Genomic DNA, 26,328 nt, shown 5'->3' with positions numbered 1-26,328 from the left:
AAAGTAAATTTATTTACCTTAAATTCTAACATTATTTATGCCACTAGACCCTAAATTGAAGAAGTTATTAGACTCAGGTTTTAACATACCTATAGGTAAAGCCCCCGTAGAGGAGATAAGAAAAGTATTTAGAGATCTTTCTTCACAAGCCCCAAGAATGGATGTTGGAAAAATTGAAGACATTAAAGTTCCAGGTAGTGAAGCTACGATACCTGTTAGGCTATATTATCCTAAATCTAACGGACCTTATGGAATTCTAGTTTACTTCCATGGTGGAGGTTTTGTAATAGGCGATATAGAGACTTATGATCCATTGTGCAGAGCTTTAACAAACGCTTGTAATTGCATCGTAGCTTCGGTAGATTACAGATTAGCTCCAGAGCATAAATTTCCTTCGGCTGTTATAGACTCCTTTGATGCCATGAAGTGGATATACGAAAATGCAGAAAAGCTTCATGGGGAAATGGGAGTAGCTATTGGTGGAGATAGTGCAGGAGGAAATTTAACTGCTGTAGTTGCTATACTTGCAAAGAGAAATAACATAAATCTCAAATACCAAATATTAATATATCCTGCTGTCAGCCTAGATAACGTTTCAAGATCATTAGTAGAGTATTCAGAGGGGTATTTTTTAACTAGAGACCAAATAGAGTGGTTCGGTTCCCAGTATTTAAGAAGCCCAGCTGACTTATTAGATTACAGATTTTCACCTATAATCGCCGATCTAACCGGACTACCTCCAGCATTAATTATTACTGCTGAATACGATCCATTAAGAGATCAAGGAGAAGCTTATGCAAATAAACTGTTACAATCGGGAGTTAAGGTAACAAGTGTTAGATTTAATAATGTGATTCACGGATTTGTATCCTTCTTCTCGATAATAGATCAAGGAATGGATGCTATAGGTTTAATCGGACAAACATTGAAAAGAGCTTTCTATAATTCCTTCTAAAAATATTACAATTTTTTAGAATAAATTTTAATTAGACAATTAACATATGTTATGTATGAAAGCCGTAATTCTCCCCGGCTACAAACAAGGATATAAGATAGAAAACATTAAGGAGCCAAAGCCGCAGAAAGATGAAGTAGTTATAAAAGTAAATAAGGCATCTCTTTGCTACAGAGATCTTTTGCAGATTGAAGGCTTTTATCCAAGGTCAAAATATCCTTTAATATTGGGTCATGAAGTGGTAGGAACTATTGAGGAAGTAGGTGAAGATGTTATAGATTTTAAAGAAGGTGAAAAAGTGACCTCGATGCTATTCGTTCCGGATTTTTCTTGCGAACACTGTAAGTTAGGTGAGGAAGTTTATTGTAAAAATAAATTACTCTATGCTCAAGAGTTGGATGGTTTCTTTGCCGAAAAAGGCATAGTTAAAGCTAATAGCTTATTAAAGGTACCGGAGGGTGTAAATGATGAGGGAGCATTAGTAGTACCTTGTGTAATTGCAATGGTATATAGAGGCTTAAAGAAAGCTGATGTAAAGGCTGGAGACTTAGTTTTAGTTACTGGTTCGAGTGGAGGCGTCGGAATTCATGCTCTTCAAGTAGCGAAGGCTTTAGGCTGTAAAGTAATAGGGGTTACCAGTAATGAAGAAAAGGCTAAAATAGTCTCTAAGTTTGCCGATTATGTAATTGTTGGAAATAAATTTGCAGAAGAAGCCAAAAGGATAGGAGACGTTTCAGTCGTAATTGAAAACGTAGGAACTGCTACTCTAGATGAGAGCATGAAGACGGTTAGGCAAGGAGGTAAAATTATACAGATAGGAAATTTAGATCCGTCAATATCCTATAACTTGAAATTAGGCTACCTAATATTGAAAGATATTAGTTTAATAGGTCATGCAGGTGCAAATAAGAAAGACATTATAGAGGCTTTAAATATGGTTAAGAACGGTAAGATAAAACCTATAATAGGAGGAGAAGTGAGTATAGAGGAATTTGGCAAGGCTTTAGAGATGCTAAGGGATAAAAATAGATATGGAAAAATATTAATTAGAAGTGATTAAGCTCTTTCCAAAACTATTGCTCCCCCTTGACCTCCGCCTACACATAAGGTAGCTACACCGTGATCTTTTCCCTCTAATATGAGTTGTCTCGCTAGCGTTCCTACCAGTCTAGCTCCAGTCGCTCCTAAAGGATGACCTATTGCGATAGCCCCACCTCTCTTATTAACTGAGTTCTCATCTAGCTCTAACTGTTTTATGGCGTAAAGTACTACTACAGCAAAAGCTTCATTTATTTCCCATAAATCTATATTTTTAGGGCTCAGTCTGGCTTTTTCTAGAGCTTTTTTAGAAGCAGGGACTGGTCCCTTTCCCATAACGGCAGGAGGAACTCCGGCAAAACCAAAGCTTAATATCCTTGCCATTGGAGTAAGTCCGTACTTTTTCACAGCTTCTTTAGACATTAATAAAACATAAGAAGCTCCGGAATTGAGTGGAGCTGAGTTACCGGCGGTAATTGATCCATTTGGCTTGAATGCAGGAGGTAATTGTAATAATTTCTCAAGACTTGTATCAGGTCTTATTGACTGGTCAGAGTTCAGAGTTATCTTCTTTCCACCTTCTCCTTCTACCTCTACCGATATTATCTCTCCTCTAAAATAACCATCTTGAGTTGCTCTCCACGCTAACTGATGACTCCTCAATGACCATTTATCCATTTCTTCCCTACTTATTCTACCTTCTTCAGCTAATTTTTCGGCAGTTAATCCCATTACATAGCCAGTAGTCAAATCGTAATCAGAGTATTTAGGATCCGTTAGAAATTTAGTATTTATTTCTATATGTGGATTGTCAAACATAGGTGTTTTTGACATTTTCTCGACTCCTCCTGCAATTATTATATCAGCCATCCCACTTGCTATTTCCATTGCCCCTATACTCACAGTTGATAGTGAAGATGCACATTGCCTATCCACAGCCATAGTAGGAATCGTATAAGGCAATTTGCCGGCAAAAATCTCATGTCTACCTCCAAAAGACCACTGTTCACCTACTTGTAACGCACATCCAGTTATTATTTCGTCTATTTCACTAGGATTTATTCCATTTTTCTCAATCAACTTATTGATAACCAAACTGGCTATTTCCTCTGGTCTTAAATTATAGAAAGGATCCTTCTGTGGTTCCTTTCTAGTGAATCTCGTGAAAGGTGTTCTAAGAAAATCTACCAGATAAACTTCTTCTAACACTTTCCCACTCCAAAACATTATTTGCAGTTGATCATTTATATGCGTATCTGATAATTCTTCATAGAAACTCAGATATATTAATTCTTTCATTATATATTTTACTCAGCGTTAACGCTCTCCTTAAATGCAAATGGATATCGATATCATCAGTAAATCCTATTCCTCCATGAACTTGAATACCACTCATAATTACTTTAGGTACTTTCCTATTAGCAATATCCTTAGCTAACCAAGCATATTTTATATTTTCTGAAGCCTCTAAAACAATAGACCTCGTTAGTTCAATATCTATTGCGTCATTTACTACCCTATGCTTTATTGCTTGATAAGAACCTATAGGTTTTCCAAACGCTATTCGCTCCTTGCTATACTTAACGGACATGTTCAAGACTTCTTCTCCACTTCCCAACATCTGTGAAGATAGTAATAAGGCAATTTCGGCATTATTAACTTCTATTGTCTCATTACTGTTACATTCTACTTTACTAATTTTCATTGTATTATCCAATGAATTAAAAGTAATAATACTGTTGCACTCTTTCCTCTTAATTAACTTATTATTTATCAATATAAGATCAGCTTGATCTCCAGATGGTACCATGTTAGAATCAGAAATAGCTATTTTCACTTCACCTGCATACAATTTGTTCAATACATCCTTATCCTTAATTCCCCTAGACGCAATAATACTACTTGCAACTATTCCGGGCAATAATCTGCTTCCTATCAATTCATTTAATATAACTACGTCTTTGAGGGATGAATTAGAAATGTAAGGCAGGATTTCAAGCCTAATTATTTCCTTCCATATCTGGTCAACGTATTCCTTATTACCCTCTATTACTGATCTTAACTTCTTTGTGCTCCATTGTGAATCTAAGGTTTCCTTTAGGCTATTCAGAATTAGCTTTAAGTCTTCACTAATTTCAAAATTTAAATCTAGTAACATTTATCTCACCATCACTGTTCTATAACGCCTAAATCCTTAGGAGTAAGCATCTCTAACTTCATTTCCTTAGCTCTATTAACAGCGTCTATCCTCACATTTAATAATTTCTTAGCGTATTCAACAGTTACTTCCGGGGTTAGGTCAAAAGGTATCTTACCTTCTTGAGGAACGCCTGGTTCTGAAAATATTCCTATAGCGTAGGGAGCTAAGTAATTCAAATGATCCATAGCTACCTTATATACTCTCTCCCCCCATTCTTTTATGAGTCTAGCTATTAAATATACCCCAAATGCGATATGTCTTGATTCGTCAGTTGCAATCCAATTTACCATCTTACCCAATCCCGGGAGTATGTTAAATTTCTTGTTTATGTATCTAAATATATTGTATCCTCCTTCAGCTGCAACACCTTCAACTATTAGGTTATATGTGACAACAGCCTTAACTTCATTCTCAGGTGATTGATCCTTAGATAAATTCCACATTGCCTTCGGTAATTCTTCATAAAATATCTTCCTATAGTTAGGTGATAACTCTTTAGTGAATGCCGTTAAATCCTCCTTAACCCCTACAGCATCAAAAAATCTTCTAAAAGCCTCAACGTGTTTAGATTCTTCATAAACGAATTGCTCTAAATACATAACCTCTTCAACTCTGCCCTCTTTAACCAGTGTAACTATTAAAGGATGAAGATCTAAAGCTACTGCCTCCTCTCCAGCCGAGAACTTAGACCCTACGTTTATTATAAATAATTTCTCTAAATCACTTAATTTTTTCCAATCCTCCACGTCTTTGGATAAATCTATCGTAGCTGGATCCCAGAATAACCTCTTACCTAATTGGTAAAGTTTCATAGGAAACAGTGCCCAATCTATCCCTCCTTTCCTTACAGATTTGAAGTATTCATGCTTATATTCCTCAAAATTAAGTCCCATATTAAATTAAGAATAGATATTTGTATTTAAATTTTGCCTATAAAACTTAGAACATGATATAATACATATTAATTAATTTTAAGAGGAAAAAATTATTTAATCCCTCCCTTAATTGCTTCCCCCGAATCTAACACAAACACTTGACCAGTTAACGATTCTATCTTGAGAACTGCTGTAACGAATTCGGCAACCTCCTCTGGATCTAAGATTTTGCCCATAAGAGTGAATTTTTGTGCAAACTCTTTCTCTGTCATTCCAAGCAACTGAAACATACTTTCTCCTAACTTAGTTTTCACAAAGCCTGGAGCAATAGCGTTTACCCTTATTTTAGGGGATAACTCTAAAGCTAAGTATTTAGTTAGCGCTATTACAGCTGCCTTCATTGCACCATATATTGATAAACCGTATGCAGGTGAAACTCCAGCAACTGAAGCCATGTTAAGTATTGCCCCATTTTCTCTCATTTCTTTAGCGAAGACTTGTGAGCAATAGACTACTGACTTGAAGTCGGTCGAAATATGTTTATCTAAAAGTTTATCGTCAACGTTAATGAACGGAGAGTACAATCCTAAACCAGCATTATTCACTAAAACATCAACAACTCCATATCTTTCTAGCGTAGCCTTAAGCAGTGTCTCACAACCCTCTCTAGTTGAAACATCTGCTAACACACCAATAGCTTCTCCACCTACGCTCTTTATAATATTTATTGTCTCATTCATTTCTTCAATCCTCTTCTTAGCATTAACAACTAACAAGCTACCTTCCTTAGCAAGTCTTACAGCAATAGCCCTACCGATACCTCTGCCAGAACCAGTTACAACAACTACCTTATCTTTTAAGGAATACATAAAAAATATTGAACTTCATAGCAAATAAAGTTTAGTTCCACTTAACAACAGCTCTAATATGCAGACCTTTCCTTAAATTCTCATAGGCTTCGTTTATGTGTTCAGGATAATATACATGCGATATCAACTTCCTTATATCTATTTTACCCGAGGAGGCTAGAGAGACTATTTCTGGTAGATCAATTCTAGGTCTGTAACCTAAACTTCCTATGATATTTATTCCATTGGATACTACATAAGTTATAGGTATTTGAGCTAAATGAGTGAAACCGCCTAATCCTGTAACAACTATACTCCCACCAGCTTTAACTACTTCTAGGGATAACCTCAAGTCCGGATTTGGCTTAGTCTCATACACAATATCAGCCCCACCGCCTAACACTTCTATAATTTTAGATCTAGTATCCTCATTTAACGGATTAATAACGTAAGTAGCTCCCAGTTCCTTAGCTTTTTCAAGTTTATTTTCATTGATATCAACAGCTATGATGGGATAAAGCCCCATCGCATTAGCCAATTGTAATGCAGCTGAACCTACGCCACCTACACCTATGATCACTAAACTATTCCCGCTGGTCGATTTAGCACTTTTTAATGCATTATACGCAGTACCATATGCACACGCTATTGGAGATGAAATATAAGGATCTAAATTTTTAGCTAAAGGTATTACAGCTATTTCAGGGACTGAAACGTATTCAGCATGTCCTCCATTGATTCCTAAAATTCCTACTAACTTACTTGCTACATTCTTACAGTAGTTTTCTTTACCACTCGCACAATTTCTGCAAACTCCGCAAGGTACTATCCATGAGACTAATACTGGATCTCCCTTTTTTAATCCATAAGGATTCTTAACATCACTTCCTAATTCCTCTACCCAACCGGATATTTCATGACCTATGATAAACCCATTCGGAAGAGGACCAACTAGCTCTCCATCAATTAAGTGTAAATCACTATGACAAATTCCAGTCGATGCTACTTTCACTAATATTTCGTCACCCTTTGGTTTTGGATCTGAAACTTCAGTTAGGTCTAAGGGTTTATTAACTCCCCTAAAAACTGCAGCTCTCATGTGAATTTTAATTCATTTTGATTCTTATTAAACTTTATTTAAAGGGACAATCGTATAAAGAGATCGTAATTATTTTTCCATTTAGTAAGGATTTAATCATATATGACTTTGCAATCAAACATGCCTATAAGCGAAAAGTTTATTATATCTAATTCTAGTTAGTTTACTTTGACTTTACTATGTTAGTATGATATATATTATTATTTAAATCTAATAATATAATAAATGAATGACAATAATGGTATAAGCATATTAGTCAACTTTGATGGTCAGAGCCTCTATAATTTTAAATAATTTTCAAAAAATTGATACTAGAGTCAGAACTCAATCGAGTTCTTACTTTAAAAATCATTTCATGAAATTTAAGTCCAATTTTATTTTCCTTAAATCCAATAAGCTATAAATACCTTAGCACCAAACATGAAATAGTGTAAAAATGAAAATATTAAAAGAGTATATGAGTAAAGACTTCCCACATATAAAACATACATTCTGGTCTAAAGAGGCTAAAACACCGCCAGTAGGAGAGTACAATAAAATCGGAGTACATAGACTAGTAAACGAGAACTGTAGCAAACTAGTCTCAGCTATACTGGTTTTACCCGGTACATGGAGCAGTGGAGAGCAACTTTCCTCCAATGAGGACAGATGGAGTAGAAATGAAAATGTTGATGAACCCTTCTTTTGGGCAAATCGATGTATCGATGTATATCTTATGGACTATCGTACTCATTTTGTTCCAATTGAAAAAGACTCAAGTGAACTAGAATTTATGATAAACTGGGGATGGGAACAATGGATAAACGATATAAAAGAAGTTGTAGACTTCGTTAAAGATATCTCATCTAATCAGAAAATATTTTTAGTGGGTGAAAGTTTTGGAGGGCTAGCGAGCATAAACTATGCTACACAATTTCAAGATGATCTTAATGGTCTAATCTTATTAGATGGGGGACCAGTTATAAGACAGCCTTCAAATTCCCTTAATTTTAATGAACTTCTTGAAGAAATGAGGAGAAAAAAGAGTTGGGTTATGGAGGTTGGAGGAGGAAAAGGAGCATTATTCTTGTTTAAGTATATAGACGAAAATCCTCTAGCTAATCCGATAAATCCGCTTACTGGAGAAGCTTTAAGTCCTCCGATAAATCCCATTACTGGAGAAAAATGGAATAATATTCTGGAATGGGCTACATTTATTCTTTATATCGCATGGGGACCTGGAATGCTAACGAACGTCTATGAAGGTTTTAACGATCCTAAAGTTCTAATTCACACTATGGCAACTTTCGATAGATATTGGCCATCAAGAATTTACCTTGAGACTCAAGCTATGCTAGATTGGGAGGAATGTCCTTATACAAAATACGACTTTGATAACCTATACTCGAATATAAAAATTCCTATTCTAGATGTGATTAGTAGGTTCGGTATTTCTATAGGTAGGTTAACTAATAATCCTTTAATAGGTTCCACATCACGCTCATATAATTTAATAACGTTGGATAAATACGGTCACCTAGATGTATATAACGGTACGTACTCAAAGAGGGACGTTGCCATACCGGTTCTCTCATGGATTTACTCCAAAGCATATAATGTTTAGATGAGATAGTTAAAGAGATAATAAATGGCACGGCTTTATAGATTCTACAATCGTATCAAGGCTAATAACGTTAATGATATAAGCTCTGACCAGAGACCTCTAAAGCCAAGGAAATGAGAAACTCTTGAAGCCGTTAAGATATTTTGAAATCAGCATTAAGGATATTGCATCTAGAGCTTTTCTTTTAAACTTTATATAGTCTTTATATATAGAATAGAAATCAATAACTTTCTTCTCAAAAATATTGAATCATCATCTTCTTAATTCTTGAAAATATCTTTATTAACAAGAATTATGTTTATATAAAACAGAAATAAAGTTATATTTAATGAGTTCTGATAATCAGCATAGTTTAGATGAATATTTAGCGAGAATAGATAGATTACCAGTGTGGGGACTACCATATCTCCTTTTATGGGCAATCGGAATTGGCTATTTTGCAACACTTTATGATGCTGTATCAAATTTAGGGTTAGCATTACCTTATATACCATTTATAAACTCGGAGGAAGCTGCAATAATAGTGTCTGTAGGACTAGCTGGATATATTATAGGATCTATAGGATTAGGTGCAGTAGCTGATAGGATTGGAAGAAGACTAGCCTTATTAACGTCATTTGCTCTATTAACAGTAGGAAGTTTAGGGATGGCTTTATCAGTAAATTATCCAACACTATTCGTCTTTAGAGTGATAGAAGGTGTAGGGACTGGTGCATGCTTAAACCTTGCTATGGTATACGTCACAGAGTTTTCACCTAGCTCTAAAAGAGGTAAGTACGCAAATTGGATATTTGTGTCAGGCTGGATAGCTGTAGGACTAGGCACTCTACTAGTAGCATTCATCGTAACACTTACCCCAACATTTGGATGGAGAATAGCTTTTGGGCTTGCAGCAGCCTTAGGTTTTATCTCTACCACTATAATTAGTATAATGGCTCCAGAGAGCATCAGGGTTTTAGTCAGAAAAAAGAAGTTTGATAGAGCTGAAAATCTTATAAGGGATATGGAAAAAATAAGTATGAAGAGAGCTAAAGTATCTACTTTACCTCCTCTTAAAGTAGTCAATTACGAGCAAGCCCAAGTTAATGCCATAAAAATATTGACTCAACCAACGTTCTTAAAAAGATTAATATCTTTAACAATATTTTGGTTTTTCTTATACTTCATTCAATATACCGCTACTGGATTGGCACCGACATTTGTTAAAGTTGTAGTAAATCTTACGCCATTACAATATACTGAATATATAAGGCTATTAGGCTTTGTAGCCATAGGTGCTACAGTTATATCATTTGGAATGTTGGGCTTTATTGAAAGGGTAGATAGAAGACTTTTAACTCAAATTGGAGCAATAGGCTTTGTGGTAAGTAGCTATCTTACAACGTATTTGATACTTAATAAAGAGCTAATAATATGGTTTATTACTTATTTCCTACTTGAATTTATCCTTAATCCGCCGTATTTAGCAGGTTATCTGATGTCAAGCGAATCTTTTCCGACAGTTGCTAGGTCTACTGGTTTTGCGATAACAGATGGATTAGGACATCTGGGAGGTGTAGTAGGACCTCTACTATTATTTCCGCTAATCTCGACATTTGGACCATTATATGCCTGGGTAATTCTGTCATTACCATTACCGTTTGCTGCTATTTCACTATGGTTTACTATTCCTAAAACAGTTAAGGTCAGGTTAGAAGAAGTAAATGAAGCTATTATAAAGAAATGATTAAGAAATATTGAGTCTTAATATACCAATTTTTGTTTTAAACCTAGAAATACACAATTCGTAACAAGGTAAAATATAAATTTAAATGTTTCATATTTTTCGCCTTATTCTTTCAAGTCTTATCTCCTCATTTAAATTATTAATGTTCTTCGCTATTCTCCTTCTAACCATGAAATTTATTAGAGATTTCATCGTTCCCTCATACTGAAAGATTACTTTAATCTCTCCCTCTTTAGGAACTGTTATGTTCAATTCACCGCCTTCTCCTCTGCTTAAACCTACCGTCGAAAACTTATAAGATACTCTATTATTGCCCTCATATACACTACCCCTAATGATTATACTTAGCACTCCTAATGGTAGAGAGGCTTCGAATTCCTTGTTTTCAGCTACTACTGTCTCAGCTCCTAGCAACTTATATAAGGTGAAATAAGGGTCAGAAAAGATTTTCAGTATAACTGCAGTCTCATGCTCTGTTTCAACATTGAACTCCATAAAATAAATATGTAAACATTTCTTTTTAAATTTTTTCTAACAAGCTAAGCAATTAAAGTTTAATCTAATATCTTCCTAACTAATTTCTCAGCCTCATCATAATTATAGCTTCTAAAGAGCTCTATTTTGCTAGCCTCAATTGAGCCCTCAGCATGTACCATAGCAGTCAGTAGATATCCTGTAACTGGACTAGAAGCTAATTCTTTTACAAGTTTCAAAACTTTTACTCTTTCCTCACCATCTACTGCCCCTCTCAAGTACTTAACAATATTCTTACCCTCCTCGCTGTCAAAATCTTCTTGAGAAGGTAAGGTAGCTATAATTCCACCTGATACATCTATTAAATCTTTAACAACATCATGAAAATGCATATTTGAGTATAATTTACCTATATTAGTAAATATTGGATTAGGCAACGCAATACCCTCAAGCATAACGGGCTTCACTGCGGAAGCAATAGCGCTACTTCTTAAAATTTCCTTGTACAGGATTATATCAACAATGTCATCCCTAACATGTTTTTCATTTTCTATTCCATTAACCTTAGCCATTAGCCTAGATGAACCTAAGAACAGATTGATCAGAGCAGATCTATAGGATAAAGCGGTAAATCTATGAAATGTGGCAAATAGCATCGCTAAGGTCCCCGCATAATCATGCTCTCTAAATAAGAACACTCTGTCCCATGGCACGAACACGTTATCAAACACAGTTATCGTCTCGAGTTCATAGTCCTTTTTACTTAATATTGCTGAGGAGTTTCCTTCTATCTCATCAATAGGTCTAGTATACATTTTTAATCCTGGAGCGTTGGCAGGTACTGCAAAGGCTACAGCATAATCTTTATCACTTTCCCTCATAGCTCTGGTAGTTATAACAATTATCTCATCAGATACTGCTGACTGTGTAGTATGAGCCTTAGCACCTCTAACAACTATTCCATCACTTCTTACCTCTGAAACCCTAACATACATATCAGGATCTACTTGCTCTGATGGCCTTTTACTTCTATCACCTTTTACATCAGTTTGAGCAGTAGCAAGTGTCAAATCCTCCCTCTTTACTTTTTCGAAATACTTTTCTACCCTCTTATAGTATTCTGTCCCATATTTTCTATCAACTTGTTTGGTGGTTATCATTAAGGCAAATAAAGCGTCGCTACCTATTGCTTGAGATATATTAAAAATTCCATTACAGTATAACGTAGTGTCGTATATAAGAGCGTGCCTATCTAATAAATCTTGAGAACTACTCGGAGTTTTAAAGTATTTACTTATTTTCTCCCCCTTATCTTCATAAAGTCTATCTGGATATTCGTATAATTTAGAAGCATGAAGAGCAGCTATCTTCAAAATTGGATGTTGCGTTATATCATCGACTAACTTACCTCTATAATAAACCTTTCTTCCATCTCTTAGAGACTTCAGAAAGTCCTCCTTTGTCCTCATAAATAATAATTAGTTGTGATGGTTTATTAAATTTTTGGAATTGATGAGGTTTTAACAAATAGGTGTAAGTAACCATAAAAAAGTATAAGCTTAGAAATCCTTAAGTTTATTTTAAATTAATCCACAAGCAATCTTTTTCCTTAACAATACGATTCTAGTTGCTATTTGCCAAAACTATGTCTATTTAACTTTCTTGCGTCGTAGCCCTTTATTACGACGTCAGCAATGAATTTACCTTATGCTAGATGAATTACTTAATTTAAATAAGGCTGAAGATAGAAATGAAAAATTAAAATAATTTATATAAAAAATTATTGCTTATCACTTTTTATTATTCCACTTTGTGTTGTAGGTGTAATTAGATTTTCGTTAATCTCCTCTAACCTAACCCCAACAGTCCTAGGTACGGTAAACCATAATGCAATAGCAGCAATAACTACAGGGAAGGAAAGAATTGCCCACGCGCTAATAGGTCCGTATAACGTTACCAATGGGAATAGAAATAATGGACCTATCGCCCCTCCTAAATGCCCTAATCCATCTGTTATCGCAAAACCAGTAGACCTAGCAACTGTAGGGAAGGATTCACTAGACATTAGATAACCTGCTAAATACGACATTCCTCCTCCTATCGCATTTAGTATTAAACCTAATGATATAGCCATTCCTATAAGGTTTAGATGGGCTACGAAAAATGCTGCCACAATAGTTCCAACCAGCCATCCTAAGGATCCTATTTGTGTTAACATCCTTCTATCTACCTTTTCTATAAAGGTTAACAATATGAATGCCATAGCTGTGTCCCCTAGTGCTGATAGTCCAGTTAGTAGTACGAATTCATTAAATAATGGTCCAGATATTCCCACAAATTTACCGAAGTAATCCCAAAGTGTCGAGTACGTATATTGAATAAAATATATGAAGAACCAAAAAGCTATTAGTCCTGCTAGACGCTTTAGGAAAACCCTATTAGCTAAAACCGAGAAAGGATTGGAAGGTGTTGGTGAGTATTGTATAATCTTAGGTTCAGGCAGAGATTGCAACCTAGCTCTCTTCATCGCTGTCTCTTCCATAATTCTAATGATACTTTCAGCGTCCTTTATCCTTCCCTTCTTAACCAGAAATCTAACTGTCTCTGGGGCTTTAGTTCTTAATACTAATGCAGCAAATGCCATAATAGCTGCAATTCCAAAGGCTAGTCTCCAACCTATTGAGGGAAATGAAGTAACTAAGAGTGCAGCAATGGTAGCACCTACGCCCACTGCTATCCAACCCGATAAGTATATCCAGTTAGCGTACTTTCCCCTCTTGGAAGCTGGCGCGAATTCCGATACATAAACCATTGCTAAGTTTAAATCTCCACCAATCCCGGCTCCTTCAATAAACCTAAAAATCGCCAACATTGGGTAATTTACGGCTAAAGCCATCCCTAAGCTTCCTATGGCTGTAAGCAAAACGGTCAATATTAGAACGGGTCTCCTTCCTATCCTATCGGCTAAGTATCCAAGTCCTAAAGAGCCAGGGATGTAACCAAACAGTCCTAATGATGCTACAAAAGCTGCTTGGGAAGCATTAATGAAAGGTATATAAGGTAATGCGGCACCAATATTTCCTACTGCGTCATATAACGTTATAAAATAGCTGAAACCTATTGCCCATAACAAGGCATATGATAGTCCCCAAGTAGGTAACCTATCTATTCTTGCTAAATATTCGTCTAACACATTTTTATTACTCATAAATCGGTCTTTATGCTTATCATTTATAAAAATTAATTTTAATAATCAAGTCACACTATATGTTATATAAACTTGATTATTTGAATATTGACCCTAATCTCAGTAGTGTAAATATTGATGAATTTATTTAACTATAGATTTTTTATAATTGTGAAGAAAACACATAACAAGGATGAATCTATAATAACTAATTAACACGTAGTTTAAGATTTAGAGAAAAATTTATAAGATATAAACTATTATATAGCTTGAGAATTGACTCAGTAATCAGATAGGCGATCAACATGTATAGGTCTCCTAAAACTGAGAAAGGAAAGGAAACTTTAAATAAGATAATTAATGCATCTGTAGATCTTATTTCAGAAAGGGGTTTTCTTAATACGAGTATTAGTGACATAACTAGTAAAGCTGGAGTAGCTTATGGTCTGTTTTATTTTTACTTCAAGAGTAAGCATGATATACTAGATGAATTAATTAGAAAATTCAATAGAGATATGAGATATTATTTAAAAGTTAACACTATGGGATTACAAAATAGAATAGAGATAGAAAAGGTAGGTATGAGAAAGTTTCTTGAATGGATGGATGAAAATAAAAAATATTATAAGATATTTGTGGAAGCTCAAGTACATAGACCAGAAATGTATATATGGCATTTCTATAAACTCTCGGAAAGATATAGAATAGGCTTACAAGAAGCTATGAATAGAGGAGAAATAGTACGTGTAGATCCAGAATTATTATCATACGTTTTAATAGGAATAGGCGAAATGTTAGGTAGAAGATATATTCTATGGACCAATGAAGGGTTAACAAATAAACAATTAAATGACTTAGATTTACTTTTATCCAATATGTTGAAACCGAAATCAAGCTAAGAATTTAGTATTTATTTGGTTCGATATCCTAGCCATTATAACTGACGCACTAGTATATCTGGCTAAGTCGAATAAACTCCCTTTTTTCAGCCTAATATTACCGGATAGAAGGGCAGAGACTACCTCCAGTTTCCCTGAAATAATGTTCTTCCACGTTTCATAACTCCCCTCAAGAATGTATGGAGCATCAGCCTTAGATACATCGGTGAAGAAATCAACACCTTGACATTGACCATTATTTAAATAAAGTTTCATAGCTAATGCGTTAACGTTATTTAAACCTAGACTTTGTATCACTTGACCAGGGACGTCAGTTACCACGAATAAGAGTGGAGCAACCCATCCCTTACCTGCATCATTATATTCTTTACTTTCGTTTAATCTTTTACACCATTCTTCAGCCCATTCCTTACTTGGATATACCAATTCCATAATAGAATTAGACATTTTCTTAATAAATAATTTTTCCTTCATTCCATTCAATATGCAAGCCCCTTAAAAGCTTAATAATCCTTTTAAAAGATAAAGAGCTTATGATTGTAGGATTTTCTGGCAAGATTTTCAAGAGATATGAGGGAGATGGGATGGATCTCTTAAGAGAGACGGTAGACGAGGCCTTAGAGATGGCTGGAATGGAATATAAAGACATTGATGGTGTTATAGCTAACGCGGGAAGAGGAGGATTCTATGGAGATAAGACCTTTTTCAATCCCGCTGATCAGATAAGTGAATACTTCGGAATTAGACCAAAATATATAGATCACGTTCAATATGGTGGTCCTTCAGCATTAACGATGATATATAGGGCTTACAAAGCAATAAGAGCAGGAGAGGCTGATACAATACTATGTATTCAAGGGGGGAAAATATCACAATTTAGAGATGGCACAGTGAGACCGCCAAAGACTGATATAATAGATACTCCGTTTGAAGATTTTATCAAAATTTATGACCAAATGCTTCCTATATCAGACTATGCAATGGTAGCGTATAGACATTATAAACTATTTGGTACTACAGATGAACAAAGAGCCCTAATCTCTGTAATGCAAAGGTATAATGCAATGTATAACGAAAAGGCTATATTTAGGAGTCCTCTAAGTGTAAAAGACGTCTTAAGCTCAAGGATAGTATCTTATCCACTTCACTTATTGGAAATTGTATATCCAGTTGATGGTTTTCATGCATTTATTGTAAGTAAAAAGACCAGCAAGTCGAACTTGAGAAATATTGACATATTAGCCTATGGAGAGGCACATTGGACGGAACCTCCGGCTGAATGGGAAGATATTGTATATACTCCCGCTGTAGAAAGTTCTAAGCGAGCTTCGTTCAATTTAGATAAAGTGGATACGTTTCAATTATATGATTCTTTTACAATTACAGTTATGTTACAAATGGAAGATATTGGACTAGTAGAAAAAGGCAAAGTTGGCAGTTTTGTGGAGTCAAATGACCTGACATTCAAGGGGAATATCCCCACTAACACAGGTGGGGGTAGCTTAAATACTGGACAACCTGCATATATGAGTGGTGGAGTCATACTTGAAGAAGCTTTGCTACAATTGAATGGAATGGCTAAAGGGCATCAAGTCAAAGACGTAAACGTTGCATATATTAACGGGATAGGATGGTGGAGTAGAAGACATTCAGTTACTTTAGTCTTAGGTGAGAAAAAATGATGAAAGATGAAGAGGTAAGAAAGAAGTACTTTGAGTATTTTGAAAAAGAAATCTTGCCATTTATTGAGTGTAGAAAATGTGGTCATAAATTCTACTATCCCAGAGTTATATGCCCTAAGTGTGGTAATAAATATCTTGAAATCAAGGAGAGCAGAGGAATGGGTAAGATATTTGCTATGACAAAAATATACGATAAAAAGGTGATTTACGGGATAATTGAGCTGGATGAGGGATTCAAGATTTACTCCAATATAATTGGTGACGAGAATGAAGTAGATATAGGTAGGAGGGTTAAAGTAACCTTCGTTAACGTAAACGGTAAGAAGTACCCGTTTTTCAGATTGGTCTGACTCCCCCCTGCCATGATGGTTACTCTCATCGATTCGAGATTACATACCTCATCTGAGGAGAAATCAAGAGAGTCATAGATCTCCTTCCCTTAGAAAAATGAATTTTTAAAGCTTTCCGTTCTTAAAGTGCTAGGCTTTCCTCATTTTGAAAATTTTTGCTTAAAGGATTAGAAAAAACTTAAATATCAAAAATAACATAACTTTCACCATGGAAATTATAAAGGGTTTTCCATCTACTATGATGGACGACTATCAAATGAATGTCACACAGATAATTTCTCACACAGCTAAGTGGTATGGAGAGCAAGAGATCGTCTCAAGAGAGATGGATGGAAAGGTTTTTAGATATACTTACTCTCAAGCTTATGATAGAATTAAGAGGTTTGCTAACGCCTTAAAGTCTTTAGGAATTAGAGTGGGTGATAGAATAGGTGTTCTTGAATGGAACACACATAGATTCTATGAACTATATTTCTCTATCCCAGCAGTAGGAGCTGTGATGGTAGAATTAAATCCAAGACTTCATCCATTACAGTTAGCTAAAATCATCAACCACTCTGGTGTGAGTTTGATAATACTAAATGAAAATTTCTTACCTATCATAGAAAGTATAGCCAACAACATAAAAGTGAAAGAATTCATAATTATTTCTAAAGGGATAGAAACTAAACTTCAACGAGTGCATAACTATGAAGAACTAATCAATGAAAATAATAGTAATTATGAAATACCTATGTTTGATGAAAAGACTGCTTGTTACTCTGCTTATACTACTGGAACTACTGGTGACCCTAAAGGAGTATTCTATTCTCATAGATCTATAGTTCTTAATACTCTGGTAATATCGAGGAATTTAACAATTGATGATACATTTATGCAACTAGTCCCCATGTTTCACGTAAATGGTTGGTTAGGCTTCATGGGGGCTACTCTTGTAGGCTCTAAGTTAGTTTTTCCCGGTAGGTACACTTTAGAAAATGTAGGACACTTAGTAGATCTCATGATAAACGAGAAGGTCACAGTTACTGCTGGAGTTCCTGAAATATTTAACTCTATTCTAAATTATTTAATGAAAATGGAGAAGAAACCAGTTTTCACTAACACGAGGATTTTAATAGGTGGTAGTGAACCTCCTTTAAGCCTAGTTATAGGCTTAATGAGTTTTGGAATACAAGTAGGCCAAGGATACGGTACTACAGAAACAACTCCTTCTGTAACTGGTAGTGTTGTTAAACCTAAAGTGAGAGAAAAGTATTCTAATGAACAATTAACTGATCTACTGAGAAAACAAGGAATACCTAGCTTTGGCGTAGATGTGAAAGTAGTTGATCCCGTTACGGGAAACGAGGTACCTCACGACGGGAAGACCGTTGGAGAGATCTTGGTAAGGGGATTTTGGGTGACAGCATCTTATTATAACGATCCTAGAACTATAGAGTCTTTTATTGGTGATGGGGTTGATAGGTGGTGGAAAACGGGCGATCTAGCCGTCGTAGACGAAATGGGATACATAAAAATAGTGGATAGAATTAAGGATGTAATAAAAAGTGGTGGAGAATGGATAAGCACTGTAGACCTAGAAAATTATTTGATGACTCATCCAGCAGTATCTGAAGCTACTGTGATTGGAGTCCCTCATCCAAAGTGGGGCGAAAGACCCTTGGCTTTTGTAATATTAAAACCAGAGTTTGAAGGTAAAGTATCCAAGGAGGATTTAGTAAAATATTTAGGTCAGAGGTTTGCTAAATGGCAATTGCCAGACGATATAGTTTTCGTTAAGGAAATTCCTAAAACTAGCGTTGGAAAGTTTGATAAAAAGGTTTTAAAGGAAAAGTACAAAGATTACTTTACAAAATAGTTTGAGATGGGAATTATGAGAGATGAGGAGGAATTAGAAAAATTTAGGAATAATGTTAGGGAATGGATCGAGAAAAACGTTCCGGAGGAGATTAAAAATAAGGGGGATTCAGCATCTGTAACTGCCTTAAGAGAATGGCAAAGAAAAGTTTATGAAGCAGGTTATTTAGGCGTTTCTTGGCCTAAAGAATATGGTGGTTGGGGAGAAGACCCGTTAAAGGAAATCATTGTAAGAGAAGAATTCGCTAAGGCTGGATTACCATATGCTAATTTAGGTTTAGGTGTATCAGTAGTTGGACCTACTATTTTACTTAATGGTACTGAAGAACAGAAGAAGAAATACATAAAGAAAATTTTAACTGCTGAAAACATATGGTGCCAAGGGTTTTCTGAACCTCATGCAGGTTCGGATTTAGCTGGGATAAAGACTAAGATTGAGGATAAGGGGGATCATTTCTTAGTGAATGGTCAGAAAATATGGAGTAGTTATGCACACATAGCAGACTATTGCCTACTTTTAGGTCGAACTGGAGATCCTTCAGAGAGGCATAAGGGAATGACCATGGTAATTGTTGACATGAAAAGTGAAGGAATTAAGGTTAGTCCAATTAGGCAAATAACCGGAAGATCCGAATTTAATACAGTATACTTTAATAACGTTAAAGTTCCAAAGGAGAACTTAGTGGGAAAAATAGGTGAAGGCTGGAAGGTAGCGATGTCGACTCTAAACTATGAACGATTTAATATTGGTACAATATTATTTGCTGTAGAGAGAATTTTAAGAGATGTATCAAAGAAATATTCCAATGAACAGCTGTTTAATCTGGCTGAGGATGTAGTAGCATTAAGATCTTTTTACAGGAGGTTATTAGAAAGAATAAAGAAGGGATATGTAGTTGGACCAGAGGCTGCTGTAATTAAGCTTGTAGCTTCCGAGAGCATACAGAAGGCTTATGAGATTGCAGTGAGCAATATGGGAGTTGATGCTCTGATTATGGAGAGACAAGCTGGTTTCAATCCAGAATTTACTTATGGTCTGTTAGCTTCTAGATCAATAACAATAGCTGGAGGTACTTCCGAAATACTACGTAACTTATTGGGAGAAGTTATATTAGGAATGCCTAAAGGATAATGGAGATCTGCCTTTAATAGTCATGGTATTCAATCCTCGCGTTTTTTATTTCCCGGGCTATTTAAGCAAACTAAACTCCTTAAGTGTAAGCTTCATGGAGTATATCTTACCCAACCTATCACTCACCTAACTTTGATACCATTTAAGCCATTAACGTTAGAGCTTAGAAACTCTAATGTACCCTCCGACTATAGGGTATTAGAAATTATGAATAAAACATCAAATAACATATACTTTACGAGTTTATAAAATGATGATAACTAAAATTTTATGAATAGTTTGTCTTTCATTTAGTAATGCTTTCTTAAAGAAATAAGTATGTCTATAATAAAATAAACTGAAGAGAAAAAATTTATTACTTTTCTCTATTATTCTCCCTTAAATTGAGGCTTCCTTTTCTCCAAGAAAGCCCTTACACCCTCTTCTACGTCTTTGGTAGTAAATAGTAAGCCAAACAATGTAGACTCCAATGTCTGCCCTGTCCATATATTTGACTCATAGCCTAATTCTATTGCCAATTTAGCAGCTAATAATGAGAGTGGGGACTTCTCGGCTATCTTTAATGCTACTCTTCTAACTTCGTCCTCAAATCTATTTGCAGGAACTATCACATCAACCAGGCCCATTTTATATGCGTCTTCTGCACTAACCATATCACCAGTATATATCATTAATTTTGCCCTACCCTTTCCTATAAGCCTTGGAAGTCTTTGAGTACCTCCTGCTCCTGGAATTATCCCTATGTTAATCTCTGGTTGGCCTAGTTGAGCTACTTCAGAGGCAATCCTTATATCACAAGCCATGGCTAATTCTAGTCCTCCACCTAATGCGAACCCATTTAGAGCAGCTATGATTGGTTTAGTATATAACGCGATTTTATTTAACACATTTCTCAAGGTTCTCAATCTTATTACATCAATAGGTCTTAATGTTACAAACGAAGTTATATCAGCTCCAGCAGAGAATGCCCTACCGTTACCAGTTATTACTACGACTCTTACTTCATTGTTAGTTTCTAACTCATCCAGTACCTTATCTAGTTCGCTTATCAACTCTGCATTTAAGGCATTTAACCTATCTGGTCTATTCAAAACGATCCATGCTAACGGAGGCTCAATTCTAACAATAATCGTATTAAGCCTTTTTTCCTCAACCTTACCATATTGGTAAAAGCCTATTCCGCTTTTTATACCTAATTTACCTTGACTAGCCATTTGAGTCAAAAGTGGGTCTGGTGAGTAAACTTGGTATCCTGACAAAGTTTTTAGTTCGTCTAGAGCTTTAATTACATTATCAATTCCTAATTCATCAGCGTATTGGAAAATGCCCTTAGGAAATCCTAAGCCTAATCTAACTCCTAGATCTATATCATCTCTACTAGCTACACTCTCTCTCAATAATCTTGACGCTTCGTTTATGGCGCCAGCTAGAAGTAACGCAGGATTTAGCTTATCAGCCAACTCCTTTGGTATTTCTGGTTTAATGTATTTACCTGGAGCTGGATAAGTATAAAATCCTTTGCCAGTCTTTACGCCTAACTCATTTTTCTTAAACTTTTCCTCTATTAAGCTACAGATAGGCACGTCGTCCCTAATTCCCAATTCCTCTCTAGATTTCGAAACGTAATAAGCTACATCAATTCCAGTGTAATCGAGGAGTTCAAAAACGCCCATAGGAAATCCAAGTTTATACCTAGCTACCGCATCAACTTCTCTAAAGTCAGCAATTTTCTTCTCCACAACGATACATGATGCTAGATTAATCCCACCTAAAATTCTATTAACTACATAACCTGGAATATCCTTGTTAATCATAATTGGTTGTTTTCCAAACCTTTTAGCTAAATCATACGTTATCTTAGCCGTTTCATCACTGGTTCTATCTCCTTTCATAACCTCTACTAATTGCATTAACACAGGTGGGTTAAAGAAGTGCATCCCAACTACTTTTTCCGGTCTCTTCGTCGCTTCAGCTATTTTAGTAATAGGTAGACTACTAGTATTCGTCGCCAATATAGCGTGTTTCGGTAATAACTCATCAAGTTTGGAGAACACTTGCCTTTTAATGTCTAACCTTTCAGGTGAAGCCTCTATAGAGAAGTCGGCGTCACTTACAGTATTATCTAAACCCACTACTGTTTTTATTCTGGATAGAATTGTGTCGACACTTTCCTTTAATTGTCCCCTTTCTTGAAGTTTACTCAAACTCCACTTAATCCTCTCAATGGCATTATTCAATATATCTTGGGAAACGTCACTTAAGTATACTTGATAACCTGCTATCGCTGCGACTTCAGCTATTCCATGACCCATCGTTCCGGCTCCTATAATCAGGATTTTCTTAATGTCTTCTACCTTCATTAATTAAAATTAACAGCCAAAGGTTAAAAAGTAAACTCATACGTATTTACATATACTTTTTGATACATTACTTATTTTGTATCAAGTAGATATAGTATAATAAATTGAATTATTAATCTTTATTTCACTTATAGAACCTTTCTCAACAAGATACTTCAAGTGGGACATTGTCTCTCCTAAAGCTAACTGTTTATCGAATGATGAAAGTTCATCCCATTTTTTATACCACGAAATGCCCGTTGCTATCTCATATGCATTGGCTTTTCTCTTATCTCTAATTATTTTTATGATCTCATCTAACCTTTTATCATGATGCCCTATAATCTCTCTAATCCTCTCTTTAACGTTACTAAAGGCCTTTCCGTGAGCGGGATAAATTACGTCTACATTTAGTGATTTGATCTTCTCTAAGCTATTCAAGTAAGCTTTCAAGGGATTATCGTCTTTCCTTAATAGAGATACGTTAGGCGTTATGTCCGGTAAGATATGATCCCCACAAAATAATGAATGATCATACATTAAGCATATATGTCCAACAGTGTGTCCAGGTGTCCACAATATTTCGGCTCTAGTTCCATTAATTTCTATTTTATCACCATCCTTCACAGTGATAAAGTTTACGCCTTTTATTATTTCATTAAACCTTTCTCTATTTCTCAGCATTCTATCTATCACTTGATCTGGAAATCCGTTAGACGATAAGTACTCTTTAATATCTTTAGAATATTCTGGACTTAATAAATAATGAATAAATTCCAATTCTTTTTCATGAATGATTATATTTGAATTTTTAAAAAGTCTAACTAGCCCAATATGATCTGGATGATAATGTGTTATTATCACATTCCTTGGATATCCATATTTAGTTAAAGAGGATGTAAGAGTCATTATATCTTCTTCAGTAGGCAATCCGGTATCTATTAATACACTATCTTCTCCATCCTTTATTAGATAGGAATTAATGAAGTGAGGCGGACCTTGCATTGGTAATGGTATAGTTATTATCATTATAAGGCATATACACTGTTCACAATTTAAAATTTAGCTAAATAAAAGACATCAGTAGGAAGAGCATCATTAAACTTTAAAGACTACTACAAAACCTCACACCAAATTCTTGAATAGATACTTTTTGACATTAGTATTTTAATTAACAATAAACGTAACGATATAAAATCTGTAAACTACATAATGACGTGAACATTCTACGATTTAGCTCTATACTTGACCATTTCTAACAATATTTGATTAACATTTTCTAATCTTGTTTTAGTCAACTCACTGTAAGCTCGTGCCACGTTTCCTACAATCCTCTCTCTATTAATCCATGAGTCATATTTACCTAAGTTAATCTGATAAGAAGCTTTTATTGGATCTTCTATACCTTGTTTGATCATCTTCCTTGTTTCGTCTCTAACAAAGATCAAGTAATCCCTAGACTCATAGAGTGCTTTTCTATCATACGCCACTTCTCCATGTCCCGGTATAAATACTTCAGCATCTAGACTAGCCAAGCTTTCTAATGCATTTATATACCCTTGAATATTTCCCATTAGAGCAAAAGGAGTACAAGGTGGAGAAAATAACAAATCACCGGTAAATACTACTTTTTCATCTGGTAGATAGATATAAACATCGCTTGTAGTATGAGCGTAACCTACGTAAACAATTTTTATCTCTTTATCATCAATAAAGATGCTCATTTCATCACGTAATGTTAGGTCTTGAGGTACATATTTCCATCCAGAGAAATCAACATTAAAAAATAGGTTTTGAAAGGGATTTGTTCCCCTCTTCATACCCTCTAACGTCTTCTTCCTACAATTAATATGACATATTGTTATAGCGTTAAATAGATAATTCGTCCATAAATGGTCCTCATGCTCGTGTGTATTTATTAAAAACTTTATTGGCTTATCGGTAACCCTTCTTATTTGCGAAATAAAGTTCCTTGCCATTTTATCGTTCGTGAGAGAATCTACGACAATCGCATATTCCTTTCCTATAATTACCCCTGCATTACTTAAGAACCAATCGCCGTTTCCTTGAATAAAAGCGTAAACATTATCAGTAATTCTCTCAAACTTAAAGGGAATTTCCATCATAAAATATATTCCTTTTCTTACTAAATATATCTACATGAAACTACTCAGCTTTCTAAGGGGGAATAGGATAAGAAGTGGTGTAATAATAAATGAAAACTACGTAATTGACCTCAATGACACTTGTTATTCAATGCTACTGGAAAAGGGGGAAGATGAGATTTTCGCCGATAGATATTGTAACGCTCTAGCACCTTCCGATATGCTAGGAGTTCTTCAAGCCGGAGATAAGGGTATTGAATTGATCCATGAAATGATAAATTGGGTGAAGAAGAGAGAGGAACACCTAATCAAATTAAGTGAAGTAAAGCTTAAAGCCCCGTTACAGAGGGCTAATATGCTGAGAGATTTTTTAGCTTTTAGAGGTCACGTTGAAGCAACTTATAGGAGGAGAGGTCAGCAAATACCAGAAGAGTGGTTTAAGATACCAATATATTACAAGGGAGATCCAACAATATTTTATGGTCATATGGAAGTAGTGCCTTGGCCAAAGTACTCTAAACAAGTAGATTTAGAGCTTGAAATTGCAGCTATAATATACAAAAAAGGAAAAGACATACCAAAGGATAAAGCAAAGAGCTACATTTTAGGTTTCACTATATTTAATGATTTTAGTGCTAGGGATATTCAGATGATGGAGATGAAAGGGTTACTAGGTCCTGCTAAGGGAAAAGATTTTGCTAATGGTCTCGGACCGTGGATAGTTACTAAGGATGAGTTACAAGATATCAAGGGTTTAAGGTCTTACGTTAAAGTAAATGGAGAGACGTGGTGTGATACAAAGGCTGAAGATATGCAATGGACTTTCGATGACATGATAGCCTATGTTTCTCAAGACGAATACATTAGACCAGGGGACATATTTGGTAGTGGGACAATATCCGGATGTACTGGTATTGATATTGGTAAATCGTTGAAGCCTAATAGCACAATAGAACTTTACGTGGAAAAAATAGGAACACTAATAAATATTATTAGCTGAAAAGCTTGGCTGGGTTATTTACAAATATTAACTCTATTACGTCATCTTTAACTCCCGACTTCCTTAATGAAGGTATTACATCTGTGAATATTAGGGTCATACTCCACCTAGGGGCTAGTTTAGGTTTATATTCTGGTTTGGCTGTTCCCCAATCTATGGTACAACAATAATCATGAGATACCATTATTTTATCTGCATAACCATCTTTTATTAATCTAATCAATACCTCATTTCTTTTTTCTACTGGCAAAAACAAGTCTAATCCATACCTATCTAAACCAACGAAAGACCCTTTATCAGCGATTTTCTTTATATACTCCACGTTCTCAGTATCCCCTAAATGTCCAATCAGAATTTTGCCCGGATCAACACCTTCTTCCATCAATATTCTCTGCTGTTCCATTCCAGTATTATTATGAGCATTTGAGTGTGTAATTATGGGGACTTTAGTCTCTTTGTGGGCAATTCCTGCTGCTCTAATAACCCTCTCTACATCTTTAGTAATACCCGGCTCATCAGCTGCTATCTTTATAAAAGCAGCCTTATTATCAGTACCTTGAATACCTATCCTTATATCGTGTATGAAAAGTTCAGCTATCTCCTCGATTGATCTCTGAGTAAAGTAAAAGGGTAAATCAGTATAAGTGTATATCCCAGTTCCTGCCACTAAATTTATCCCAGTTTCTTTAACTACCTTCTCCATAAATCTTATATCCCTTCCTAATCCCATCACAGTAGGGTCTACTATCGTCTTTACACCATAGTTCATCGCTTTTCTCACCTCATCTACAGCGTTTTTAAATTCCTCTTCCTCATTGTATAAATGAGGCCATTGAAATCTTACTGCCTCACTAAAAACCTTTAAATGTTCGTGAATTAACGTGAAACCCATATCTTCTGGAGATATACTTTCCTTTCCAACAAGTGGAATTTTAGCCACGATTTTTTATCGTTTTATT

The 26,328-nt window shown here is 35.3% G+C and carries 23 protein-coding genes; 10 read left to right on the top strand and 13 right to left on the bottom strand.

The features are described 5' to 3' along the window. Positions 1 to 37: 37 nt before the first annotated feature. Positions 38 to 955 (top strand): alpha/beta hydrolase, encoded by a 918-nt coding sequence (locus BFU36_RS06675; protein ID WP_069282823.1) that lies wholly within the window; start codon positions 38 to 40, stop codon positions 953 to 955. A 55-nt stretch (positions 956 to 1,010) separates the two neighbouring features. Then, positions 1,011 to 2,015: an acryloyl-coenzyme A reductase gene (locus BFU36_RS06670; protein ID WP_069282822.1), complete on the top strand. Its 1,005-nt coding sequence runs from the start codon at positions 1,011 to 1,013 to the stop codon at positions 2,013 to 2,015. Here the strand turns inward: BFU36_RS06670 and BFU36_RS06665 are convergent. The 5 genes from BFU36_RS06665 to BFU36_RS06645 form a co-directional block, all read right to left on the bottom strand. Then, positions 2,012 to 3,202 (bottom strand): acetyl-CoA C-acetyltransferase, encoded by a 1,191-nt coding sequence (locus BFU36_RS06665; protein ID WP_083216441.1) that lies wholly within the window; start codon positions 3,200 to 3,202, stop codon positions 2,012 to 2,014. The genes BFU36_RS06670 and BFU36_RS06665 overlap by 4 nt on opposite strands. A 58-nt stretch (positions 3,203 to 3,260) precedes the next feature. Further along, on the bottom strand, positions 3,261 to 4,151 hold the full coding sequence (locus BFU36_RS06660) for an acyl-CoA dehydrogenase family protein (protein WP_069282821.1): 891 nt from the start codon (positions 4,149 to 4,151) through the stop codon (positions 3,261 to 3,263). A gap of 11 nt (positions 4,152 to 4,162) precedes the next feature. Next, positions 4,163 to 5,086 (bottom strand): R2-like ligand-binding oxidase, encoded by a 924-nt coding sequence (locus tag BFU36_RS06655; RefSeq protein ID WP_069282820.1) that lies wholly within the window; start codon positions 5,084 to 5,086, stop codon positions 4,163 to 4,165. A 92-nt stretch (positions 5,087 to 5,178) separates the two neighbouring features. Beyond that, the gene (locus BFU36_RS06650) at positions 5,179 to 5,937 is read right to left on the bottom strand and encodes an SDR family oxidoreductase (RefSeq protein ID WP_069282819.1); all 759 of its coding nucleotides are present in this window, start codon (positions 5,935 to 5,937) and stop codon (positions 5,179 to 5,181) included. Positions 5,938 to 5,968: 31 nt separating this feature from the next. Further along, positions 5,969 to 7,015, bottom strand: a complete 1,047-nt coding sequence (locus BFU36_RS06645; RefSeq protein WP_069282818.1) for a zinc-binding dehydrogenase — start codon at positions 7,013 to 7,015, stop codon at positions 5,969 to 5,971. 436 nt (positions 7,016 to 7,451) lie between these two features. On the opposite strand from BFU36_RS06645, the gene BFU36_RS06640 reads away from it, so the two are divergent. After that, positions 7,452 to 8,618 carry an alpha/beta hydrolase gene (locus BFU36_RS06640; RefSeq protein WP_069282817.1) on the top strand — a complete coding sequence of 389 codons (1,167 nt, stop codon included), beginning with the start codon at positions 7,452 to 7,454 and terminating at the stop codon, positions 8,616 to 8,618. 328 nt (positions 8,619 to 8,946) lie between these two features. After that, entirely contained in the window at positions 8,947 to 10,344 is a 1,398-nt protein-coding gene (locus BFU36_RS06635) for an MFS transporter (RefSeq protein WP_069282816.1), read from the top strand. A gap of 90 nt (positions 10,345 to 10,434) precedes the next feature. Here the strand turns inward: BFU36_RS06635 and BFU36_RS06630 are convergent, their stop codons facing one another. The 3 genes from BFU36_RS06630 to BFU36_RS06620 form a co-directional block, all read right to left on the bottom strand. Then, entirely contained in the window at positions 10,435 to 10,839 is a 405-nt protein-coding gene (locus tag BFU36_RS06630; protein ID WP_069282815.1) for an STK_08120 family protein, read from the bottom strand. Positions 10,840 to 10,898: 59 nt separating this feature from the next. Then, positions 10,899 to 12,287 (bottom strand): 4-hydroxyphenylacetate 3-hydroxylase family protein, encoded by a 1,389-nt coding sequence (locus BFU36_RS06625; RefSeq protein WP_069282814.1) that lies wholly within the window; start codon positions 12,285 to 12,287, stop codon positions 10,899 to 10,901. A gap of 311 nt (positions 12,288 to 12,598) precedes the next feature. Next, a complete protein-coding gene (locus tag BFU36_RS06620; RefSeq protein ID WP_069282813.1) occupies positions 12,599 to 14,026 on the bottom strand; it encodes an MFS transporter in 1,428 nt (475 codons plus the stop codon). Positions 14,027 to 14,310: 284 nt separating this feature from the next. Between BFU36_RS06620 and BFU36_RS06615 the strand changes: the two genes are divergently transcribed. Next, positions 14,311 to 14,904 (top strand): TetR/AcrR family transcriptional regulator, encoded by a 594-nt coding sequence (locus tag BFU36_RS06615; protein ID WP_069282812.1) that lies wholly within the window; start codon positions 14,311 to 14,313, stop codon positions 14,902 to 14,904. On the opposite strand, the gene BFU36_RS06610 is transcribed toward BFU36_RS06615, so the two are convergent. Beyond that, complete coding sequence (locus BFU36_RS06610; RefSeq protein WP_069284641.1) at positions 14,896 to 15,339, bottom strand: Fis family transcriptional regulator; 444 nt, start codon at positions 15,337 to 15,339, stop codon at positions 14,896 to 14,898. The genes BFU36_RS06615 and BFU36_RS06610 overlap by 9 nt on opposite strands. A 98-nt stretch (positions 15,340 to 15,437) precedes the next feature. Between BFU36_RS06610 and BFU36_RS06605 the strand changes: the two genes are divergently transcribed. The 4 genes from BFU36_RS06605 to BFU36_RS06590 all read left to right on the top strand — a co-directional run bounded on the left by BFU36_RS06605 (position 15,438) and on the right by BFU36_RS06590 (position 19,925). Beyond that, a complete protein-coding gene (locus BFU36_RS06605; protein ID WP_069282811.1) occupies positions 15,438 to 16,586 on the top strand; it encodes a thiolase family protein in 1,149 nt (382 codons plus the stop codon). Further along, complete coding sequence (locus BFU36_RS06600; RefSeq protein WP_069284640.1) at positions 16,586 to 16,936, top strand: Zn-ribbon domain-containing OB-fold protein; 351 nt, start codon at positions 16,586 to 16,588, stop codon at positions 16,934 to 16,936. Before BFU36_RS06605 ends, BFU36_RS06600 begins: the two co-directional genes overlap by 1 nt. A 208-nt stretch (positions 16,937 to 17,144) precedes the next feature. Then, positions 17,145 to 18,794, top strand: a complete 1,650-nt coding sequence (locus BFU36_RS06595) for a long-chain-fatty-acid--CoA ligase (protein WP_069282810.1) — start codon at positions 17,145 to 17,147, stop codon at positions 18,792 to 18,794. 15 nt (positions 18,795 to 18,809) lie between these two features. After that, a complete protein-coding gene (locus BFU36_RS06590) occupies positions 18,810 to 19,925 on the top strand; it encodes an acyl-CoA dehydrogenase family protein (protein ID WP_069284639.1) in 1,116 nt (371 codons plus the stop codon). A gap of 368 nt (positions 19,926 to 20,293) precedes the next feature. Here the strand turns inward: BFU36_RS06590 and BFU36_RS06585 are convergent, their stop codons facing one another. The 3 genes from BFU36_RS06585 to BFU36_RS06575 form a co-directional block, all read right to left on the bottom strand. After that, positions 20,294 to 22,285: a 3-hydroxyacyl-CoA dehydrogenase/enoyl-CoA hydratase family protein gene (locus tag BFU36_RS06585; RefSeq protein ID WP_069282809.1), complete on the bottom strand. Its 1,992-nt coding sequence runs from the start codon at positions 22,283 to 22,285 to the stop codon at positions 20,294 to 20,296. Positions 22,286 to 22,366: 81 nt separating this feature from the next. Beyond that, positions 22,367 to 23,296: an MBL fold metallo-hydrolase gene (locus BFU36_RS06580; RefSeq protein WP_069282808.1), complete on the bottom strand. Its 930-nt coding sequence runs from the start codon at positions 23,294 to 23,296 to the stop codon at positions 22,367 to 22,369. Positions 23,297 to 23,490: 194 nt separating this feature from the next. After that, complete coding sequence (locus BFU36_RS06575) at positions 23,491 to 24,387, bottom strand: MBL fold metallo-hydrolase (protein WP_069284638.1); 897 nt, start codon at positions 24,385 to 24,387, stop codon at positions 23,491 to 23,493. 37 nt (positions 24,388 to 24,424) lie between these two features. On the opposite strand from BFU36_RS06575, the gene BFU36_RS06570 reads away from it, so the two are divergent. Beyond that, on the top strand, positions 24,425 to 25,369 hold the full coding sequence (locus BFU36_RS06570) for a fumarylacetoacetate hydrolase family protein (protein WP_069282807.1): 945 nt from the start codon (positions 24,425 to 24,427) through the stop codon (positions 25,367 to 25,369). Here the strand turns inward: BFU36_RS06570 and BFU36_RS06565 are convergent. After that, complete coding sequence (locus BFU36_RS06565; RefSeq protein WP_255446800.1) at positions 25,362 to 26,309, bottom strand: phosphotriesterase; 948 nt, start codon at positions 26,307 to 26,309, stop codon at positions 25,362 to 25,364. The genes BFU36_RS06570 and BFU36_RS06565 overlap by 8 nt on opposite strands. Positions 26,310 to 26,328: the final 19 nt, after the last annotated feature.

The organism is Sulfolobus sp. A20 (genome assembly GCF_001719125.1).
Classification (GTDB): Archaea; Thermoproteota; Thermoprotei_A; order Sulfolobales; family Sulfolobaceae; genus Saccharolobus.
This window is presented reverse-complemented; position numbering and strand designations above follow the sequence as displayed.

Coding starts and splice junctions, on each gene's coding strand:
- BFU36_RS06675 (WP_069282823.1), top strand. CDS start 38: ATGCCACTAGACCCTAAATTGAAGAAGTTATTAGACTCAGGTTTTAAC.
- BFU36_RS06670 (WP_069282822.1), top strand. CDS start 1,011: ATGAAAGCCGTAATTCTCCCCGGCTACAAACAAGGATATAAGATAGAA.
- BFU36_RS06660 (WP_069282821.1), bottom strand. CDS start 4,151: ATGTTACTAGATTTAAATTTTGAAATTAGTGAAGACTTAAAGCTAATT.
- BFU36_RS06655 (WP_069282820.1), bottom strand. CDS start 5,086: ATGGGACTTAATTTTGAGGAATATAAGCATGAATACTTCAAATCTGTA.
- BFU36_RS06650 (WP_069282819.1), bottom strand. CDS start 5,937: ATGTATTCCTTAAAAGATAAGGTAGTTGTTGTAACTGGTTCTGGCAGA.
- BFU36_RS06645 (WP_069282818.1), bottom strand. CDS start 7,015: ATGAGAGCTGCAGTTTTTAGGGGAGTTAATAAACCCTTAGACCTAACT.
- BFU36_RS06640 (WP_069282817.1), top strand. CDS start 7,452: ATGAAAATATTAAAAGAGTATATGAGTAAAGACTTCCCACATATAAAA.
- BFU36_RS06635 (WP_069282816.1), top strand. CDS start 8,947: ATGAGTTCTGATAATCAGCATAGTTTAGATGAATATTTAGCGAGAATA.
- BFU36_RS06630 (WP_069282815.1), bottom strand. CDS start 10,839: ATGGAGTTCAATGTTGAAACAGAGCATGAGACTGCAGTTATACTGAAA.
- BFU36_RS06625 (WP_069282814.1), bottom strand. CDS start 12,287: ATGAGGACAAAGGAGGACTTTCTGAAGTCTCTAAGAGATGGAAGAAAG.
- BFU36_RS06620 (WP_069282813.1), bottom strand. CDS start 14,026: ATGAGTAATAAAAATGTGTTAGACGAATATTTAGCAAGAATAGATAGG.
- BFU36_RS06615 (WP_069282812.1), top strand. CDS start 14,311: ATGTATAGGTCTCCTAAAACTGAGAAAGGAAAGGAAACTTTAAATAAG.
- BFU36_RS06605 (WP_069282811.1), top strand. CDS start 15,438: ATGATTGTAGGATTTTCTGGCAAGATTTTCAAGAGATATGAGGGAGAT.
- BFU36_RS06600 (WP_069284640.1), top strand. CDS start 16,586: ATGAAAGATGAAGAGGTAAGAAAGAAGTACTTTGAGTATTTTGAAAAA.
- BFU36_RS06595 (WP_069282810.1), top strand. CDS start 17,145: ATGGAAATTATAAAGGGTTTTCCATCTACTATGATGGACGACTATCAA.
- BFU36_RS06590 (WP_069284639.1), top strand. CDS start 18,810: ATGAGAGATGAGGAGGAATTAGAAAAATTTAGGAATAATGTTAGGGAA.
- BFU36_RS06585 (WP_069282809.1), bottom strand. CDS start 22,285: ATGAAGGTAGAAGACATTAAGAAAATCCTGATTATAGGAGCCGGAACG.
- BFU36_RS06575 (WP_069284638.1), bottom strand. CDS start 24,387: ATGGAAATTCCCTTTAAGTTTGAGAGAATTACTGATAATGTTTACGCT.
- BFU36_RS06570 (WP_069282807.1), top strand. CDS start 24,425: ATGAAACTACTCAGCTTTCTAAGGGGGAATAGGATAAGAAGTGGTGTA.